This window comes from Streptomyces sp. NPDC002845 (assembly GCF_053591955.1).
This window is the reverse complement of record NZ_JBSFUU010000104.1, coordinates 12,738-30,140: the sequence shown is the minus strand read 5'-3', so window position 1 is coordinate 30,140 and position 17,403 is coordinate 12,738. Positions and strand designations below refer to the sequence as shown.

Below are 17,403 nucleotides of genomic sequence, written 5' to 3'. Positions count from 1 at the left end.
CGCCGGACGCCCCGTAACCGCCGTCGTCCACCCTGCCGGTCGTCCCATCGGACACCTCCATGATCAAGGTGTTGCGACGACTGGTTGAATCCGCCGAGTGATCGAACATGAGTCATGCGACCGCACTGGTCGAGCGGCCGGGTGCCGTCGTCGAGGACGACGACTTCGCCCCGCTGGACGTCAAGGTCGTCGTCGCCACCCACCCGCACGGGAAGCTGATGTGCTCCACAGGTGACGGCTGCGGCAGCACGTGCTCGGGCGGCTCCTCCGCTTGCAGCTCGTTCATCGAGGACCCGGCCTGACCGGTCCTTCCCGCGGGGGTGCCGGCGTCCCTGCATGTCGGCACCCCCGCCTCCCTTTCCTCTTGCGCACCGCACCGGAAGGAAGAGCTGCCCGTGACCTCCAGAGCAGTCGTCAGCTACCAGTGGCAGGGATCGGCGCTCCTGCGCGCCACGACCTGTCCGGGCCCAGCCGATGTTCCCCGCACGCTCGATCTCGACGACCCGGCCGTCACGCGCGCGTGGCTGGCGCGGGTGTGGCAGCGCGACAACATCCGCGACGCTGTACAGGCGGCCAGCCCCGTCCTGTGCCAGACGGCCGATGACGTCGTACGCGGCGCGCAGACGCAACCTCGCCAGATCCGCCGGACCGCGCTCTCGGTCGCCTCCTATCTGCTGCGCTGGCAGCACCGTCCCACCCCCTTCGGTCTCTTCGCCGGCACGGCGCCTGTCTCGGTCGGACCTGCCCCGCGCGTGCGGTTCGACAGCAAGCACCGGATCACGGTGCGGGCCGACAGCGAATGGATCACCGACATCGTCCAGCGCCTCCAGCAGAGCCCGGAACTGCTCGAACGCCTGCCACTGGTCGCCAACAACGCCGCGCAGCCCCGAGGGGACCGGCTCGTCGCGCCGGGGCCGCCCACGGACGGTCACGCCCACCTCATGGCGCCCATCGAGGTGTCCGTACGGCTGTCGCGGCCCGTGCGGGCAGCGATGCACGCCGCCCGCATGCCCATCCGGTACCGGGACCTGCGCGACGAGCTGACCGCCATGTTCCCGGCGGGTGCCGGGGGGAAGACCGACGCGCTCCTGGCCGACCTGATCGCGCAGAACCTCCTCATCACCAGCCTGCGGGCGCCGATGACCACGCCGGACGCCTTGGACCATGTCTGCGACGAGCTGGAGAAGGTGGACGCATACGGCCTGCCGGATGTCGGCGGCCTGGTGCGCGAGCTGTACACCATCCGCGACGACCTCACCAGGTGCGGACCCTCGTACCCCACCACCGAGTTGGCCACGGTCTGCGACCGTATGACGGCGCTGTCTCCCATCACCCCGGCCCCGTTGCTCATCGACACCGTTCTGGACTGCGAAGCCCAGGTCCCCGAGCAGGCCATAGCCGAAGCGCAGGCGGCCGTCGCCACCCTGCACCGCGTCAGCCCTCTGCCGTACGGGTATCAGCAGTGGCGCGACTACCACCGCCGCTTCCGAGCCAGGTACGGCGTCGGCGCAGCGGTGCCCGTCCTGGAGCTGGTGGCCGACAGCGGTCTCGGCTGGCCTGCCGAGTACGTCGGGTCGGAGCGCGGCAAGGCGCCCAAGACGGTGAGCGACCGCGACGACGCGGTTCTCGCGCTCGTGCAGCAGACCCTCATGGAGGGCCGTGGGGAGCTGGTCCTGACGGACGCGGTGATCGCCGACCTGGCGAAGGCCGCCGGCAGCGAGGAGCCGCTGTTCGTCCCGCGCACGGAAGTTGCCTTCGAGATCCGGGCATCCTCCTGCGACGCCCTGGCGCGCGGTGCGTTCCGCCTCATGCTCACCGGTGTACCGCGCCCCGGCAGCAGCATGGCGGGGCGGTTCGCTCACCTCCTGCCCTCCGAGCAGCAAGACGCTCTGGCGGGCAGCTACCGCACGCGGCCTGATGCGATCACCGCGCAGCTCTCCTTCGTCCCCCGCCGCCGGCGCAATGAGAACGTGGCCCGCACCGCACGCCTGCTCCCCCACGTCATTGCCCTGGCCGAGCACTCTGGCGCAGACGATCGCGTGCTCGAACTCGCGGACATCGCGGTCACTGCGGACGCCCGCCGCTTCCACCTCATCCAGCTCTCCACCGGCCGCCCCATCGACGTCCGCGTACTGCACGCGCTTGAGGCCGGGGTCCAAACTCCGCCCCTGGCCCGGTTCCTCGCGGAGATCGCCACCGGCCGGTGCGCGGTCTACAAGCCGTTCGACTTCGGCACCGCAGCCCGCCTGCCCTACCTACCGCGCGTGCGCTACCGCCGCACCATCCTCACCCCGGCCCGCTGGCTGCTGATGGCCGAAGACCTCCCTGGGCGGCCTGCCTCACCCACGACGTGGGAGGCAGCGTTCAACATCTGGCGGACGCGGCTGCACGTGCCGGACCGGATCGCCATGGTCGAGATCGAACAGCGGCTCCCTCTCGACCTGACGCACCCCGTGCACCTTCGGCTGCTGCGCTCCCGTCTCGACGAGGCCCGGCGTCTCGAACTGCGAGAGGTCGCAGACCCGGACGAGTACGGCTGGATCGGCCGCGCGCACGAGATCCTGCTCCCCCTCACCCGCACCCGGCCCGAAGAGCCCACGGTGCTGCCCACCCCCCGGACCGCGCACGCCATGACGGGCGAGCACGCCCACCTGCCAGGCGCCGGGACCGTACTGTGCGCCCACCTGCACGCCCACCCCGGGCGGTACAGCGAGATCCTGGACCGCCACCTGCCGCAGCTCCTCGCCGCGTTCGACGAGCCGCCGCAGTGGTGGTTCACCCGGCACCGCGAGATGGCTCGGCCCGAGGCCGGCCAGCACCTCGCGCTTTTCCTGCACCTCGACGCCGACACGTACGGCACCGCCGCCGGGCACGTCCACACATGGGCGGACGGACTGCGTCGCAGCCGCCTGGCGTCCCGCCTGACCTTCGAGACCTACCAACCGCAGACGGGACGGTTCGGGCAAGGGCCCGCCACGGACGCCGCGCACCGTTTCTTCGCCACGGACTCCGCCGCCGCCCTCGCACAGATCCGGCTCACGGCCCGTACCGGCGAGGTCACTTCGCAGGCCCTCGCCGCCGCGAGCCTCCTGGACCTCACCACCCTGTTCACCTCGACCGCCGAGCAGGGCATGAAGTGGCTGACCGAGAACATCCCCCGGGGCCACGGCCCTCTGAACCGGACCGTGCGCGATCAAGTCCTCCACCTCACAGCGGCCGGAGCCCAGACCCTGGCCGCGTACCCCGGCGGCGACGACGCGGTACAGGCCTGGACGGACCGTGCCGCTGCCGCGCACGCCTATCGCACGGCCCTGTCCCAGCAGCGTGACCCGGTCACCGTCCTACGGTCCCTGCTGCACCAACACCATGTACGGACCCTGGGAGTTGACCCAGCCGCAGAAGCGGCAACGCTGCGGCTCGCCCGCACCGCAGCTCTGCGCCACATCGCCCGGACCGACCGCTGATGACCCCCACCATGGCCAGGCACGCGGCCCGCCTGGCGGACCAGTTCGCCGAGCACCTGACGCAAGCTGTTCCACTCGCTGACGAGCCCTGGTCAGGGCAGTCCCTCGGGCAGGGGGCAGCCGGCGTCGCCCTGCTGCATGTCGAGCGCTCCCACCGGCGGCGGGGGCCGTGGAGCACGGCTCACCGCTGGATCGGCCACGCGGCAGCGGCAGAGGTGAGCGCCGCCGACACCGCCGGGCTGTTCCTCGGCGCTCCCGCCATAGCCTTCCTCCTGAGTACGACGCCTCCGGCCTTCCACCGCCTCTACAGCGACGCGCAGGCGACGCTGCACACCCACGTTGCCGCGCTCGCTCACCGTCGCACTGACGTCGCGCTGGCCCGGATGTTCCGTGGCGACCTCCCCGAGTTCGCCGAGTACGACATCTTCTACGGGCTCACCGGCATCGGCGCGTACCTCCTGCGCAGCGAACCCGGCAGCAGCGCCCTCGAACGAGTCCTGAGCTACCTGGTGTCGCTCACAGACCCCCTTCAAGCCGAGGAGCGCACCGTTCCCGGCTGGTGGGTCGGCCACGATCCGCACCGCGGCCACTCCACGGCCTTCCCCAGCGGGCACAGCAACCTCGGCGCAGCGCACGGCATCACCGAGCCGCTCATGCTCCTTGCCCAGGGCCTGCGGCGCGGCATCAGTGTGGACGGACAAGCCGACGCGATCCGCACGATCTGCGGCCACCTGGATGCCTGGCAGCAAGACGACGACGCCGGACCGTGGTGGCCGGAACACCTGACCATCACCGACTTCGACGCCGGTCACCTCCATCACCGCCACGGCCCAGGACGTCCGAGCTGGTGCTACGGGACCGTCGGCATCGCCCGCGCAGGTCAGCTCGCCGGTATCGCCCTGCGCGACGAGAGCACACAACGCTTCTACGAGGACGCCCTGTACCGGTGCCTGACCGATCCTGTTCAACTCGGCCAGGTCACCGACACGAGCCTGTGCCACGGCTGGGCGGGCATCTACCAGACCGCGTTCCGGGCCGCCCGGGACGCCCTCAGCCCACGCCTGCACACCGTGCTCACTTCCCTGGGCAAGGCGCTGTCCGCCCATGCCGAGCCCGGAGCCGTCAAGGGGCTCGGCCTCCTGGAAGGCGATGCCGGCTGCGCACTCGCGCTGACCACTCTGGCTGCCAACGAGGCCCCCGACACCGGATGGGACACATGCCTGCTGATCGACTGACCCAAGTCACCTGGCCCTCGACCGCCGGACCGGTTGGTCGCGCCGTCCTTGAGGTGCTGGCCGGTGCACCGCTCGACAAAGTTGCGCACCGCATGGGGATGGAACCGGCGAACCTCGGCGATGCCGTCGCAGTCTTCGAGCAAGCCGGCCACGAAGCACTCGCCCGCCACGCCGCCCGCAGCGACTGGTGGCAGGTCTACGTCGAGTTCCCCAACTGGGCGACCGCCGAGCAGACCGCCGCCGCGCATCTCGTGCCGCTGTTGCGCAGCGCGGAGGAGAACGGGAACGCCACGGCGTGGTGGTTCACGCGCAAGCACCCCTGCTGGCGCCTCCGGCTACACGTTCGGCCAGGGACCGGGGTCAAGGCGGATATCAGCACTGAACTCGACCGGCTCACGGCAGAGGGCCACCTGCGCCAATGGTGGCCGGGGATCTACGAGCCCGAAACCGCAGCCTTCGGCGGCCCCGCCAGTATGCTCGCCGCTCACAACCTGTTCGCCGCCGACAGCCGCCATGTCGTCGACCTGGCCGCCCGCACTCACGTGCAGCTCGGCCGACGCGAACTGTCGGTCCTGCTCTGCACGATCATGATGAGAGCCGCCGGGCTGGAGTGGTACGAGCAAGGCGACGTGTGGCAGCGCGTCATCGACGAGGAACACCGCTCCGCCCTCGGCGACATCCCTGTAGAGCGACTTCAAGAACTGGCCACACAACTCCGCTCCCTGCTGCTCGCCGACACGAGTCCTGACGGCCCCCTCCTGAGCCACAGTGGCCCGATGCAGCCCATCACCGCGTGGGCTGATGCCTTCCGCAGTACTGGGCACGCCCTTCACGAAGCGGTCCGCACCGGAACGCTTGACCGTGGACTTCGCCGCGTCCTGTCCCTTCACGTGATCTTTCACTGGAACCGGCTCGGCCTCTCCATGGGCGCACAGAGCGCACTGGCGTGGGCGGCCCGGACCGCCATCCTTGACCCTGGGACCTGGGCAGGCGCCGGTGACCCCTACCAGTAGCCACCCGTCTCTCTGTAAAGGTTCCGCCATGCCGACCGAGCGCATCCACTTCACCGACCTGCCCGACGACGTCCAAGACGCTGTCACTGCCCGCACCGGCCCGCTCCTGTACTCCAAAACCGTGTCGTCCGGCTTCAACTCCGCCATCGCCGCACGCCTCACCCCCGAGCAAGGCGAGCTGTATCTCAAGGGCCTCCCCACCGATCACCCCCGCAGGTGGCCACGTGGCGCTCGAATCATCCACATCCAGCGCGCTCTGACCGAAACACGACCCTGAGCAGGAGTAACCGCGTGACTACACTCCGGCCAGTGAAAGCCGATACCACCCCTGAAGACGATCAGATCAACACGCTACGAGAAGCGGTGATCGCTAAGCTGCGGGAGCTGAACGCGATCCGCACCGAAGCCGTCGAGGAGGCATTCCGTACCGTTCCCCGCCACCTGTTCATGCCGGAGACGCCCCGGGAGAAGGCACATGCCGCCGAGTACGCGCAGATCACCAAGAAGGACGACAACGGCGTCAACATCAGCTCCGTCTCGGCAGCGCGCATCCAGGCGTTCATGCTGGAGCAGGCCGACATCCGTCCGGGGATGCGAGTCCTGGAGATCGGCTCCGGAGGGCTGAACGCCGCGTACATCGCGGAGTTGGTCGGCGAGGATGGCGAGGTCACCACCATCGACATCGACCCGGACGTGACCGACAGGGCCGGCCGGTGCCTGGGCGAAGCCGGGTACGAGCACGTGAACGTCGCCCTCACCGACGGCGAGGAGGGAATGCCGGAGCACGCCCCGTACGACCGGATCATCGTCACCGTCGGCGCGTGGGACATCCCGCCGGCCTGGCTGGACCAGCTCACCGAGGACGGGCGGCTCGTTGTCCCGTTGCGGGTGCGCGGCCTGACCCGTTCCATCGCTTTCGAGCGCGAGGACGGGCACCTGGTCAGCCAGGGCTACGAGCTGTGCGGCTTCGTGCCCATGCAAGGCGCCGGAGAGTACCGCGTACGGCTCGCATTGCTGCACGACGAGAAGGGCGAAGAGGTCGGCCTGCGCTTGGACGACGGGCAGCGGGCCGATACCGAGCGGCTGCGCGAAGCCATGGCCCAGCCGCATGCCGAAGTATGGTCCAAGGTGACCATCGGCGGCATGGAGCCGTTCGACAACCTCGACCTGTGGCTGGCCACCGTGCTGCCCGACTTCGCGCTCCTGACCGCCACGGTCGCCGCCCGGGACAAGGGGCTGGTCCCCTCAGCCTCCCCTATGGGCATCCCCACCCTCATCGACGGCGGCAGCTTCTCCTACCGTACTGTGCGCCCCCTGGGCGACGAGTGGACCACGTTCGAGTTCGGGGCGTACGGGCACGGCCCCCATGCCCAGAAGGACGCCGAGCGCCTGGTCGAACTGATCCAGACCTGGGACCGCGAACACCGCCGTCACCGGGCACGGTTCGAGGTGCACCCCCTGACCGGCGACAGCGTGACGGGCGACACCGCCACCGGCGTCGTGTCGCCGGACACACCCGCGGAGCTTGTGGTCGCCAAGCGGCACACGCGGGTCACGGTCTCCTGGCCCACGGAGCAGAGCTGAACCGTACAGGGCCTGGAATGCAATCCGTCCGCGCGGCCCTGGGCGTCCGGCCTGTGCCGAACGGGACGGAAGCGTGGGGGTGGCGAGGACGGACACTGGGCCGGCCCGTCACCGCACCCGGGGGACCGGCATGGCTGCGCCTGGCGTCCTCGCTCACGGGGCAGATTGCGGTCCTGGACCGGCTCGGTGAGTTATCGAGCCGTCCCAGCGGTCGCAGACGTTCTTGAGAAGGCCCTGGCCTGACTGCTGCGCGGATCACTTGGACGCCGGCGGGCCCACGGTCATCCTCACCCAACGGAGGTACGCCTCCGACCCGGCCACGATCGGCACGGCCGACACCTCCGGGTTCTTCCAAGGGTGATCCTTCAGAAGACGCGACTCCAACTCGGCATACCTGTCCGTCCGGGTCTTCAGCAGGAGTTGCCACTCCTCGCCGGTTCCGAACTCACCCTCATGCCAGAAGACGGAAACGACCGGGCCGACGATCTGCGCTCCGGCCGCCAGCTTGCCCGTGACCACGGACCGGGCCAGCTCTACCGCTTGCTCTCGTGTCTCCGTCGCCGTCGACACCTGCACGTAGTCAGCCATGCAAGGGACCCTATCCCTGGGCCTCATCCCTGGGCCTCACGCTCGGGCGATGAGGACGCGGGTCCCGGTGATGACCGACCGTTCAGGGCTCGACGTCGAGCACCTCTTCCACCGGCCGCCGCGGCTCACTGGTCCGAGTAGCCGATGTCCCCGACGGTCCAGGCGCTCACGTCCGCCAGGGCGACGCGGTACATGCCGCCGGTGTCGGGGATGCCGAAGTTGCCCTGGAGGATGCGGGCGACGTGGAAGTGCAGGTGTGTGGGCCGCGTACGGTCCTCCGGTGACCGGCTGCCCCGGTTCGAGGCGGTGAACGCGGCGGAGAAGAGCCGCAGTTGCTCGGAGTCCCGCAGGACCTCGGCCACGCGCTCCTTCCACAGGGCTTCCGGGGCCAGCCGTCCGGTGATGACGGCACCGGGGACCACGACGGTCAGGGACATGCGGCTGTTCTGTTCCGACTCCACCGTCGCGGCGATGCCGACGAGCAAGTCATCAGGGTGCGACATGGATGTGGAGCCTACTCCAGCGGAGTGGCGGCGCAGGAGACGGAACGAGGGGTTCCTGCCAGAGTGCCGGGTGACCGGGTGCCGGGTGACCGGGTTGCCAGGGCGCCGGGTTTCAGCGGCCGCCCCTGCCCCTGGCGGAGGAGCGGTGCCGGCCCTGTGCGGGGCGGCCGCGTCGGGCCCGGGGCGAGGACCCCGTGCGTTCGGGGCGTTCGACGACCGGCGGGGTGACGGTGACGGGCACGCCCGAGGGCGCCTGGGCACCGGTGATGCGGTTCAGCTCGGCCTCGCCGGGGCGGACCCGGCTGGTCTGCGGGGTGATGCCGGCGTCGGCCAGCAGGCGGTTCACCTCGCGGCGCTGGTGGGGCAGGACCAGCGTGACGACGGTGCCGGACTCGCCGGCGCGGGCGGTACGGCCACCGCGGTGCAGGTAGTCCTTGGGATCGCCGGGCGGGTCGACGTTGACGACGAGGTCGAGGTCGTCGACGTGGATGCCGCGGGCCGCGACATTGGTGGCCACCAGGACCGTGACGTGGCCGTCCTTGAACTGGGTCAGGGTCCGGGTCCTCTGGGACTGGGACCTGCCGCCGTGCAGGGCCGAGGCGCGCACACCGACGGCCAGGAGCTTCTTGGTCAGCCGGTCGACCGCGTGCTTGGTGTCCAGGAACATGATCACCCGTCCGTCGCGGGCGGCGATCTCCGTCGTGGTGGTGTGCTTGTCGGCGTCGTCCACGTGGAGCAGGTGGTGCTCCATCGTGGTGACCGCGCCCGCGGACGGATCGACCGAGTGCACCACGGGGTCGTTCAGATAGCGGCGTACCAGCCGGTCGACATTACGGTCCAGGGTGGCCGAGAACAGCATCCGCTGGCCGTCGGGCCGCACCTGGTCGAGCAGGGCGGTCACCTGCGGCATGAAGCCCATGTCGGCCATCTGGTCGGCTTCGTCCAGGACGGTGATGGCGACGCGGTCCAGACGGCAGTCGCCCCGGTCGATGAGGTCCTTGAGCCGGCCGGGCGTCGCGACGACGACCTCGGCTCCGGCCCGCAGGGCGTCCGCCTGGCGCACGAGCGACATGCCGCCGACCACCGTCGCGAGCCGCAGGCGCAGCGCGCGGGCGTGCGGGGTGAGGGCGGCGGTGACCTGCTGGGCCAGTTCCCGGGTGGGTACGAGGACGAGCGCCAGCGGCTGCCGTGCCTCGGCCTTCTGCCCATGCGTACGGGCCAGCATGGCGAGGCCGAAGGCGAGTGTCTTGCCCGAACCCGTGCGCCCGCGGCCCAGGACGTCCCGGCCCGCCAGCGAGTTCGGCAGCGTCGCGGCCTGGATCGGGAACGGGGTGGTGACCTCTTGGGCGCGGAGGGTGGTCAGCAGCCGGGCGGGCAGATCCAGCTCGGCGAACGCCTCGACCGGCGGCAGCGCCGGGGTGACGGTGACCGGCAGCGCGAACTCACCGCGGAGTGCGGCCGGACGCCTCGTCTTCTGTGAAGGCTTCTGCGAGGTCCGTTGGGAGGTCCTCTGTGAGGTCTGCTGTGAGGTCTTCTGGGTGGGCTTCTGCGAACGGAAGCGGTTGCCCCGGGCCGAGCGGGCGGAGCCGCTGCCCGTGCTGGTCGTGCCGGTGGTGCTGTTCGTACCGTTCGTACCGTTCGTGCGAGCAGTGCGGTTCAATGCGGAACCTTCCTCGATGCGGCACGTATCGAGGAATTCCTCCAAGCGGTGACCGGCCGTATGAGGATTCGCAAGAATGAGCCGAAGAAAAAGCAGAATGCACGGAGCTGGGGCCCGCACCCAAGAGTGCGGGCCCCAGCTGCGTAGAACGCGTCAGCGTCAGGCGGGAACGATGTTCTCGGCCTGCGGGCCCTTCTGGCCCTGCGTGACGTCGAAGGTCACCTTCTGGCCTTCCTGAAGCTCGCGGAAGCCGGAGGTGGCGATGTTCGAGTAGTGGGCGAACACGTCAGCGCCGCCGCCGTCCTGCTCGATGAAGCCGAAGCCCTTTTCCGCGTTGAACCACTTCACGGTGCCAGATGCCATATTGAATCTCCCTTGGGGCAGTACCCGGAGCCCGCACTGTGCGGACCCGGCGTCGCAGCGACGATTCACCCGACTGGTAAGCCCCGGAGAAATCTCCGGAAACAAAAAGAGTGCTCGTCGACGGAAGGTCTAAGAGCACTCAAAGCCTCTGGTTAACCAAAACTGCAACTTGTGCCACGGTAGCACGGTTCCTGGCTCGGGGGCTGTCTCAATTTCTGTACCAGGGCCGTTCGGCCCTTGTTGCCGGGTGAGCGGACTGACTTCACCGACCTCGCGGGTCCGCCCGCCGGCTCGGCCCGGGGGCATCGTCCGTGGGTTCGGTCAGTGGTCCCGTCCGCGGGCGATGGGGCATCTCCGTGCTGAGCAGGGCCGAGGGCTTGGGCGGGCGGATCCGACCAGCCGCGCGGCGGGAGACGAGCGGTGAGGTGAGCCGGGAAGTCAGCCGGGAGGTGAGCGGTGAGGTGAGCCGGGAAGTCAGCCGGGAGGTGAGCGGTGAGGTGAGCCGGGAAGTCAGCCGGGAGGTGAGCGGTGAGGTGAGCGGGGCAATGGCCGCGGCGGTCGGGCACGCCGACCTGACTCCGGACACGCTGGCCGCCGTGGCCGGGGAACGCGGTGCCACGCCTCAACAGATCTGCCTGGCCTGGCACTTGTCCCACTCGAAGCACGTCATCCCCATTCCGGGCGCCACCCGCCCGGAATCGGTCCGCTCGTCGGCGCGGGCGGCGGCCCCGACGCTGACAGCGGAGGAACTGGCACGGCTGGACGACACGGCTCCGACGACGGAGTCCACGCCGCGTTGACGCGCTGCCGTCAACGTCGGCCTGACGGGCGGTGCCTCTGAGTAGACCGTTCTTTCGGGGTGGGGGCGCGAAGGGCGCATTCCGTCGCCCCGGCGACCTTCGTACGCCCTCCAGTCACGTTACTCAACGTCACTCATGCCTGCTAGGTGTATACGGAGCGTGACGGCGACATGTGCCGTCGCGCTGATGATCCGTGAGAAACGTGAGTAACAGGAAGAGGTATGTGATGGCGCTCAAGACAGGGACAGCGCCGGCGGCAGGCGCCGAGGAGACGCGGCAACAGGGGCAGGAGCAGGAGCAGAAGAGCCTCAGCACGGCGGCAGCGCGCAATCTGGCCACCACCACCAAGTCCGAACCCCAGATGCAGGGCATCAGCTCGCGCTGGCTGAGCCGGATGCTGCCGTGGGTGAACGTTCCGGGCGCGACCTACCGGGTCAACCGCCGTCTGTCGTACACCCTGGGCGACGGACGGGTGTCCTTCGTGAAGACCGGCGCGAAGGTCCAGGTCGTACCGGCCGAACTCGGCGAACTGCCGCCGCTGCGCGGCTTCACCGACGACGACGCGCTCGGCGCGCTGGCCGAGAAGTTCGTGCAGAAGGAGTACGAGCCGGGGCAGGTCATCGTGCAGGCCGGACGCAAGGCCGATCACGTGTACCTGATCGCGCACGGCAAGGTGGAGAAGACCGGCGAGGGCCCCTACGGCGACGAGGTGGTCCTCGGCATGATGGCCGACGGGGACACCTTCGGCGGACAGGCGCTGGCCGGGTCCGGCGCGAAGTGGGACTTCACGGCGCGCGCGGCGACCGCCACGACGGCCCTCGTGCTGCCGCTGACGGCGTACAAGACGGTCGCCGAACGGTACGAGGGCCTGCGCAACCATGTGCAGATGATCAGCTCGAACGGCCACCGGAAGCTGAACAGGTCCGGCGAGGCGGAGATCTCCCTGAGCTCCGGCCACGCCGGCGAGGCCACGCTGTCGCAGACCTTCGCGGACTACGAACTCGCCCCAAGGGAATACGAGTTGAGCGTGGCCCAGACGGTGCTGCGGGTGCACAGCCGGGTCGCCGACCTCTACAACGAGCCGATGAACCAGACGCAGCAGCAACTCCGGCTGACCATCGAGGCGTTGCGGGAGCGGCAGGAGTACGAGCTGGTCAACAACCGGGACTTCGGCATGCTCCACAACGCCGACTTCGACCAGCGCATCTCCACCTTCTCGGGCCCGCCGAGCCCGGACGACCTGGACGAACTGCTGTCCATGCGGCGCGGCACCCGCTGTATGTTCGCCCACCCCAAGGCGATCGCGGCGTTCGGCAGGGAGTGCAACAAGCGGGGCATCTACTTCGGCGGTATCGAGCTGAACGGCCACCACCTGCCCGCATGGCGCGGAGTGCCGCTGCTGCCCTGCGGCAAGATCCCGGTCACCGAGCGGGGCACGTCGTCGATCATCGCGATGCGCACGGGCGAGGACGACCAGGGCGTGATCGGCCTGCACCAGACGGGGATCCCGGACGAGATCGAGCCGGGCCTCAACGTGCGGTTCATGGGCATCAATGAGCAGGCGATCATCTCGTACCTGGTCAGCACCTACTACTCGGCCGCGGTGCTGGTGCCGGACGCGCTCGGCGTCCTGGAGAACGTCCAGGTCACCCGGTCGAACGGGGGCTGACGACAGTGTCGTTGATCTCCCGGGCCGTCGCGCCCCCGGCGGACCACGACGTGGCGGGGCTGGTACGGGCCCTGCTGTCGGCGCGGGCGTCGGCGGCGCCCCGGCTGCCGACCGCCGCGAAGGCGTCACGCGGGCCCCGACTGCCCTCCGCCCCCACAGGGCTCGGCACCTCGGCGGCACGCGTTCCCCGGCTCTCGCCTCCGCCCACGGCAAGGCCTTCGTCCACGGCACCCGATGCCGTACGGCCGCCGGCGGCACCGGCGGCACCGGCGACGGCGGCGACGGCGAGTCCGTCGGGTCCGCGGCTGCCCTCCGGCCCCACCGGGCTGGGCACGTCGGCCATCCGGCCCCGGCTCTCGCCTTCGTCCACGGCGCCCGATGCCGTACGGCCGCAGGTGACGGCGCCCGTGCCGCCGGGTCCGCAGTTGCCCACCGGCCCCACCGGCCTGGGCACGTCGGCCACTCGGCCACGGCCCCCGGCCGCCCGTCAGGGACCAGCGCCGTCGGACCCGGTTCCCCGTCAGGAACCGGCGCCGTCGGACCCGGTCCGGGGGCTGCACTGTCCGCCCGCCGTACGGGACGATCCCGCGCTCGGCGAGACCGTCAACGAGCGGCTGGTCGAGTGGGCCGAGGAGGTCGGGATCTATCCCGGCCAGCTCGACAAGGTCCGCAAGGCCGGCTTCGGGCGGCTGATCATGCTGGCCCACCCCGAGTCGGACGACCCCGACCGGTTGCTCGCGGCGGCGAAGTGCGCGCTGTCCGAGTGGTCCGTCGACGACCACTACATGGACGGCGAGGTGGAGGAGGCCCGCCCCGAACTCCTCGGACAGCGCCTCGCGATCGCCCACTCGGTGATCGACCAGGCCCACCTTCCGCTCGCGTACGCGCCGCAACTGGAGGAGGTAGTCCGGGCCGACCCCGTCGCGCGGGCCCTGCGCTCCGGCCTCGACAACCTCGCCCGGTTCGCCACCACCGCACAGGTGCGCCGGCTCCGCCATGAGCTGGCCATCATGTTCGTGGCGTACAACCAGGAAGGCGTCTGGCAGAACACCGGACAGACGCCGCCGGTCTGGGAGTTCCTGATGCACCGGCACGAGAACAGCTTCGTGCCGTGCATGGTGCTCGTCGACGCGGTCGCCGGTTACGAGCTGCCGCAGGGCGAGTTCGCCGACCCGCGGGTACGGCGGGCGTTCACCATGGCCGGCTCGGCGAGCGTGATCGTCAACGACCTGTACTCCATGGGCAAGGAGAGCCCGACGGACTTCAGCCTGCCCCGGCTGATCGCCGCCGAGGACTCGTGCTCGTTGGAGGAGGCCGTCGACCGCACGGTCGAGATCCACAACGAGCTCATGCGCACCTTCGAGGCCGAGGCCGCCGCGCTGTCGATGACCGGCTCCCCCGAGCTGCGCCGGTTCCTGGCCGGCACCTGGGCCTGGCTGGGCGGCAGCCGCGAGTGGCACGCGGCCAGCGCCCGCTACCACGGCGACGCGAACGCCGCCTGACCGCAGGCCCGTTCGCCCGCCCACCCCCGATCCCCCAACCCCCCACACGCACACACGAGTTAGGACCCCCCACCATGTCCCGGATTTCGACGCAGATGGAGGATGCTGCCATGGGCAACGTCCTGCGCACCGACTATCAGAAGTCCGTGGCCGCCTACTGGAACGCCGAGAAGGACCCGGTCAACATCCGACTCGGCGAGGTCGACGGCCTTTACCACCATCACTACGGCATCGGCGACTACGACCCCTCCGTCCTGGAGGGCCCGGCCGAGACCCGCGAACAGCGCATCATCGAGGAGATGCACCGCCTGGAGACCGCCCAGGCCGAAGTACTCCTCGACCACCTCGGCGACATCACCCCCGACGGCCATCTCCTGGACGCCGGCTCCGGACGCGGCGGCACCAGCTTCATGGCGAACGCCCGCTTCGGCTGCCACGTGGACGGCGTGAGCATCTCGGAGCAGCAGGTCGCCTTCGCCAGCGACCAGGCCGAGCAGCGGGGCGTGGCCGACAAGGTCCGCTTCCACTTCCGCAACATGCTCGACACGGGTCTGGAGACCGGCTCGCGACGCGGGATCTGGACCAACGAGACCACGATGTACGTGGATCTTTTCGAGCTGTTCGCGGAGTTCTCCCGCCTGTTGGAGTACGGCGGCCGGTACGTGTGCATCACCGGCTGCTCCAACGATGTCACCGGCCTGCGCTCCAAGGCCGTCAGCACGATCGACAAGCACTACACCTGCAACATCCACCCCCGCAGTGAGTACTTCAAGGCCCTCGCGGCCAACAACCTCGTTCCCATCGAGGTCATCGACCTGACGTCCGACACGATCCCGTACTGGGAACTGCGCGCGAAGTCCTCCGTGGCCACCGGCATCGAGGACCCCTTCCTCACCGCCTACAAGGAGGGCAGCTTCCACTACCTCCTGATCGCCGCCGACCGCATCTGACCTGACGAGAACGGTGTTCCGGTCCGGGCCCCTCTGCTGTGCGGGGGCCCGGACCCGTACGACCGGTGCCGGTCAGCGGCCGCTCGTCCAGCTGTGGGCCACATCGACCACCACACGGTCGGACAACTGCAGCACCCGGAACGGCAGCCGGGCGCGGACACCGAGACCGACCTTCGTCTCGCCCTCGAAACTGCCGGCGAACCGGGTGTCCCGGAAGGTGCTGTAACCGCTGATGTCCACACCGGGCAGGGGGCGGGCCACCCGCCCCGGGTACGTCGGTGCGCCGCTCACCGGGTCGTAGCTCGGCGCGGCGACACGGACCTCGATCACGGCCCCGCCGCCGACCGGGATGTGGCGGCCCGAACCGTCCTGGTGGAGCCGGTCGACGTACCTGACGTAGTAGCCGATGCCACTGCCACCGCCGGGGACGTCGAACACCATGCGGTCGAAGCAGGCGTGCCGGCCGGTCCTGATGTTCCCCAGCGGCTCGACGCCGGTGGAGGCACCGCTCTTGGCACCGCTGCCCCAGCCCGTCGGGCAGGCCGCCGTGGCGCGTGAAGCGGTCTCCGGGGCGGCGCCCGCGGCGGTCGCCCCCATCCCCAGCGCGGCGCCCGCCAGAACGAGTACCGCCGCTGTCGCTCCGATTCGTCGCATGATGTCCCCTTTGGTCGTGTGGCGCTGCTATGGGTTGAGACGAGCTGGTATGAAGAAAGGTTGTATGCGAGGGCGGATGGATCCGATACGGGCGATACATCCTGATCCATTGCCGTCAGGCGCATTGCCGTCAGTTGCCCTTTCCGGGATGTTCCGGTGATGCCGGTGATGTTCCGGTGAGCGGGTTGCCTTCGTGAAGGGCGGAGAAACCCGTCCGTTCCCCCGGCTCAGCGCCCCACCGGGACGACCGCCCGGATTTCCCAGCCGTGGCCGGGGCGCGGCCCGGCGTGCAGGTCGCCGCCCAGTGCGGTCACGCGCTCCTTCAGGCCGACGAGGCCGAAGCCGCCGCCCTGCGCGGCGGCCGGGAGTCGGGTGCCGCCGCGGCCGTCGTCGGCCACCGACACCTCCAGGCGGCCGGAGTCGAGGCGCAGCCGGACGGTGATCTCGGTGGCGTCGGCCGCGTGGCGTCGTACGTTGGTCAGCGCTTCCTGGACGACGCGGAAGACGGCGGCCTGCACCTCGTGGGGGAGGTCGTCGGTGACGGCGGGGTCGCGGTGGAGGGTGACCTTCTGGACGGGGCTCGCGAAGCTGTCCGTCAGTTCGGCGATGGCGGCGAGGTCGCCCACCGTACGGCGGTCGGCCGTCTCCTCGCCGGTGTCGCGCAGCACGCCGACCGTGCGGCGCATCGAGGCCAGGGCCTCGGTGGCGGCGCGTTCGATGCCCGCGAGGACGGGGTCGACTTCGCCGGGCCGGGTGGCGGCCATCATGCGGGTCATCTGGGTCTGGACGAGGATGCCGGTGACGTGGTGGGCGACGAAGTCGTGCAGGTCGGCGGCGATGGCCAGGCGTTCGGCGCGGCGCGTCTCGCCGACGGCGACGGTGCGGCGGTAGTCCAGTGAGCGCGCGTAGCCGGCGAGTCCGGCGGTGAGTCCGATGAGGATCACGCCCACGGCCGTGAACGCCATCCTCTGGCCCGGCACCGACTCGGCGGCGATCCGCGCCGGCAGGGCGAGGAGCGCGCCGCCGTCCAGCACGCCGCACGCCACGGCCCAGGGGCGCGGGCAGTGCCGTACCGCGATGAACAGCAGACACAGCAGGATCGCCACTTCGCCCGGACCGAACAGGGCCGGCGTGCCGATCAGCAGCGTGTCCACCGTGAACAGCGCGGAGAGCACGGCGGGTACGGCGGTGCGCCACTGCGGGGTGAGCCATCCCGGGCGGCGCCCGGCCGGCCACAGCACGGCGGCGAGCCCGACGAGCAGCACCACCGCGGTCTTCGGCCAGACACCGCTGCCCGAGCCGCCTGAGCTGTCCCGGCCGTACTCGTTGCCCGCGGAGAGGACGTCGAAGACCGACGCCGCGAGCAGCACGCCGACGGCGCAGGCCCGTGCGCAGCCCCGGGGGGAAACGGATGCCAT

General features: G+C 70.3%; 16 protein-coding genes. 10 read left to right on the top strand and 6 right to left on the bottom strand.

Going from position 1 to position 17,403, the window contains the following annotated elements; translation table 11 throughout:
- Positions 1-107 precede the first annotated feature (107 nt).
- The 6 genes from ACWD3C_RS42765 to fxlM all read left to right on the top strand — a co-directional run bounded on the left by ACWD3C_RS42765 (position 108) and on the right by fxlM (position 7,296).
- Positions 108-302 (top strand): FxLD family lanthipeptide, encoded by a 195-nt coding sequence (locus tag ACWD3C_RS42765; RefSeq protein ID WP_451153186.1) that lies wholly within the window; start codon positions 108-110, stop codon positions 300-302.
- 93 nt (positions 303-395) lie between these two features.
- On the top strand, positions 396-3,464 hold the full coding sequence (locus ACWD3C_RS42760) for a lantibiotic dehydratase (RefSeq protein ID WP_451153184.1): 3,069 nt from the start codon (positions 396-398) through the stop codon (positions 3,462-3,464).
- Positions 3,464-4,699 (top strand): lanthionine synthetase C family protein, encoded by a 1,236-nt coding sequence (locus ACWD3C_RS42755; RefSeq protein WP_451153182.1) that lies wholly within the window; start codon positions 3,464-3,466, stop codon positions 4,697-4,699. Before ACWD3C_RS42760 ends, ACWD3C_RS42755 begins: the two co-directional genes overlap by 1 nt.
- A gap of 92 nt (positions 4,700-4,791) precedes the next feature.
- Positions 4,792-5,712, top strand: coding sequence for a thiopeptide-type bacteriocin biosynthesis protein (locus ACWD3C_RS42750; protein ID WP_451153180.1), 921 nt, complete (start codon positions 4,792-4,794; stop codon positions 5,710-5,712).
- 28 nt (positions 5,713-5,740) lie between these two features.
- Positions 5,741-5,989 (top strand): hypothetical protein, encoded by a 249-nt coding sequence (locus ACWD3C_RS42745; RefSeq protein WP_451153178.1) that lies wholly within the window; start codon positions 5,741-5,743, stop codon positions 5,987-5,989.
- 32 nt (positions 5,990-6,021) lie between these two features.
- The gene (fxlM, locus tag ACWD3C_RS42740) at positions 6,022-7,296 is read left to right on the top strand and encodes a methyltransferase, FxLD system (RefSeq protein ID WP_451153176.1); all 1,275 of its coding nucleotides are present in this window, start codon (positions 6,022-6,024) and stop codon (positions 7,294-7,296) included.
- Positions 7,297-7,551: 255 nt separating this feature from the next.
- Here the strand turns inward: fxlM and cutA are convergent, their stop codons facing one another.
- From cutA to ACWD3C_RS42720, 4 genes are all read right to left on the bottom strand, one after another.
- Entirely contained in the window at positions 7,552-7,884 is a 333-nt protein-coding gene (gene cutA, locus ACWD3C_RS42735) for a divalent-cation tolerance protein CutA (RefSeq protein ID WP_451153174.1), read from the bottom strand.
- 125 nt (positions 7,885-8,009) lie between these two features.
- Entirely contained in the window at positions 8,010-8,387 is a 378-nt protein-coding gene (locus ACWD3C_RS42730; RefSeq protein ID WP_451153172.1) for a hypothetical protein, read from the bottom strand.
- Between the two features lie 112 nt (positions 8,388-8,499).
- Positions 8,500-10,047, bottom strand: a complete 1,548-nt coding sequence (locus ACWD3C_RS42725; protein ID WP_451153170.1) for a DEAD/DEAH box helicase — start codon at positions 10,045-10,047, stop codon at positions 8,500-8,502.
- A 159-nt stretch (positions 10,048-10,206) separates the two neighbouring features.
- Positions 10,207-10,410 carry a cold-shock protein gene (locus tag ACWD3C_RS42720; RefSeq protein ID WP_007383480.1) on the bottom strand — a complete coding sequence of 68 codons (204 nt, stop codon included), beginning with the start codon at positions 10,408-10,410 and terminating at the stop codon, positions 10,207-10,209.
- 461 nt (positions 10,411-10,871) lie between these two features.
- Between ACWD3C_RS42720 and ACWD3C_RS42715 the strand changes: the two genes are divergently transcribed.
- The 4 genes from ACWD3C_RS42715 (at position 10,872) to ACWD3C_RS42700 (ending at position 15,331) form a co-directional block, all read left to right on the top strand.
- Positions 10,872-11,210: an aldo/keto reductase gene (locus ACWD3C_RS42715; protein ID WP_451153168.1), complete on the top strand. Its 339-nt coding sequence runs from the start codon at positions 10,872-10,874 to the stop codon at positions 11,208-11,210.
- 226 nt (positions 11,211-11,436) lie between these two features.
- Complete coding sequence (locus ACWD3C_RS42710) at positions 11,437-12,879, top strand: family 2B encapsulin nanocompartment shell protein (protein ID WP_451153166.1); 1,443 nt, start codon at positions 11,437-11,439, stop codon at positions 12,877-12,879.
- 5 nt (positions 12,880-12,884) lie between these two features.
- Positions 12,885-14,381 carry a family 2 encapsulin nanocompartment cargo protein terpene cyclase gene (locus tag ACWD3C_RS42705; RefSeq protein ID WP_451153164.1) on the top strand — a complete coding sequence of 499 codons (1,497 nt, stop codon included), beginning with the start codon at positions 12,885-12,887 and terminating at the stop codon, positions 14,379-14,381.
- A gap of 95 nt (positions 14,382-14,476) precedes the next feature.
- On the top strand, positions 14,477-15,331 hold the full coding sequence (locus ACWD3C_RS42700) for a geranyl diphosphate 2-C-methyltransferase (RefSeq protein ID WP_451153192.1): 855 nt from the start codon (positions 14,477-14,479) through the stop codon (positions 15,329-15,331).
- Between the two features lie 72 nt (positions 15,332-15,403).
- Here ACWD3C_RS42700 and ACWD3C_RS42695 read toward each other — a convergent pair whose 3' ends face one another.
- Both ACWD3C_RS42695 and ACWD3C_RS42690 read right to left on the bottom strand, forming a co-directional pair.
- Complete coding sequence (locus ACWD3C_RS42695) at positions 15,404-15,985, bottom strand: AMIN-like domain-containing (lipo)protein (RefSeq protein WP_451153162.1); 582 nt, start codon at positions 15,983-15,985, stop codon at positions 15,404-15,406.
- A 227-nt stretch (positions 15,986-16,212) separates the two neighbouring features.
- Positions 16,213-17,403, bottom strand: a complete 1,191-nt coding sequence (locus ACWD3C_RS42690) for a sensor histidine kinase (protein WP_451153160.1) — start codon at positions 17,401-17,403, stop codon at positions 16,213-16,215.

Bases quoted from the DNA above. Each gene is read 5' to 3' on its own strand.
- ACWD3C_RS42710 (WP_451153166.1), top strand. From the start codon at position 11,437: ATGGCGCTCAAGACAGGGACAGCGCCGGCGGCAGGCGCCGAGGAGACG.
- ACWD3C_RS42720 (WP_007383480.1), bottom strand. From the start codon at position 10,410: ATGGCATCTGGCACCGTGAAGTGGTTCAACGCGGAAAAGGGCTTCGGC.
- ACWD3C_RS42695 (WP_451153162.1), bottom strand. From the start codon at position 15,985: ATGCGACGAATCGGAGCGACAGCGGCGGTACTCGTTCTGGCGGGCGCC.
- ACWD3C_RS42690 (WP_451153160.1), bottom strand. From the start codon at position 17,403: ATGGCATCCGTTTCCCCCCGGGGCTGCGCACGGGCCTGCGCCGTCGGC.
- ACWD3C_RS42745 (WP_451153178.1), top strand. From the start codon at position 5,741: ATGCCGACCGAGCGCATCCACTTCACCGACCTGCCCGACGACGTCCAA.
- ACWD3C_RS42730 (WP_451153172.1), bottom strand. From the start codon at position 8,387: ATGTCGCACCCTGATGACTTGCTCGTCGGCATCGCCGCGACGGTGGAG.
- ACWD3C_RS42750 (WP_451153180.1), top strand. From the start codon at position 4,792: ATGGGGATGGAACCGGCGAACCTCGGCGATGCCGTCGCAGTCTTCGAG.
- ACWD3C_RS42755 (WP_451153182.1), top strand. From the start codon at position 3,464: ATGACCCCCACCATGGCCAGGCACGCGGCCCGCCTGGCGGACCAGTTC.
- ACWD3C_RS42765 (WP_451153186.1), top strand. From the start codon at position 108: ATGAGTCATGCGACCGCACTGGTCGAGCGGCCGGGTGCCGTCGTCGAG.
- cutA (WP_451153174.1), bottom strand. From the start codon at position 7,884: ATGGCTGACTACGTGCAGGTGTCGACGGCGACGGAGACACGAGAGCAA.
- ACWD3C_RS42700 (WP_451153192.1), top strand. From the start codon at position 14,477: ATGGAGGATGCTGCCATGGGCAACGTCCTGCGCACCGACTATCAGAAG.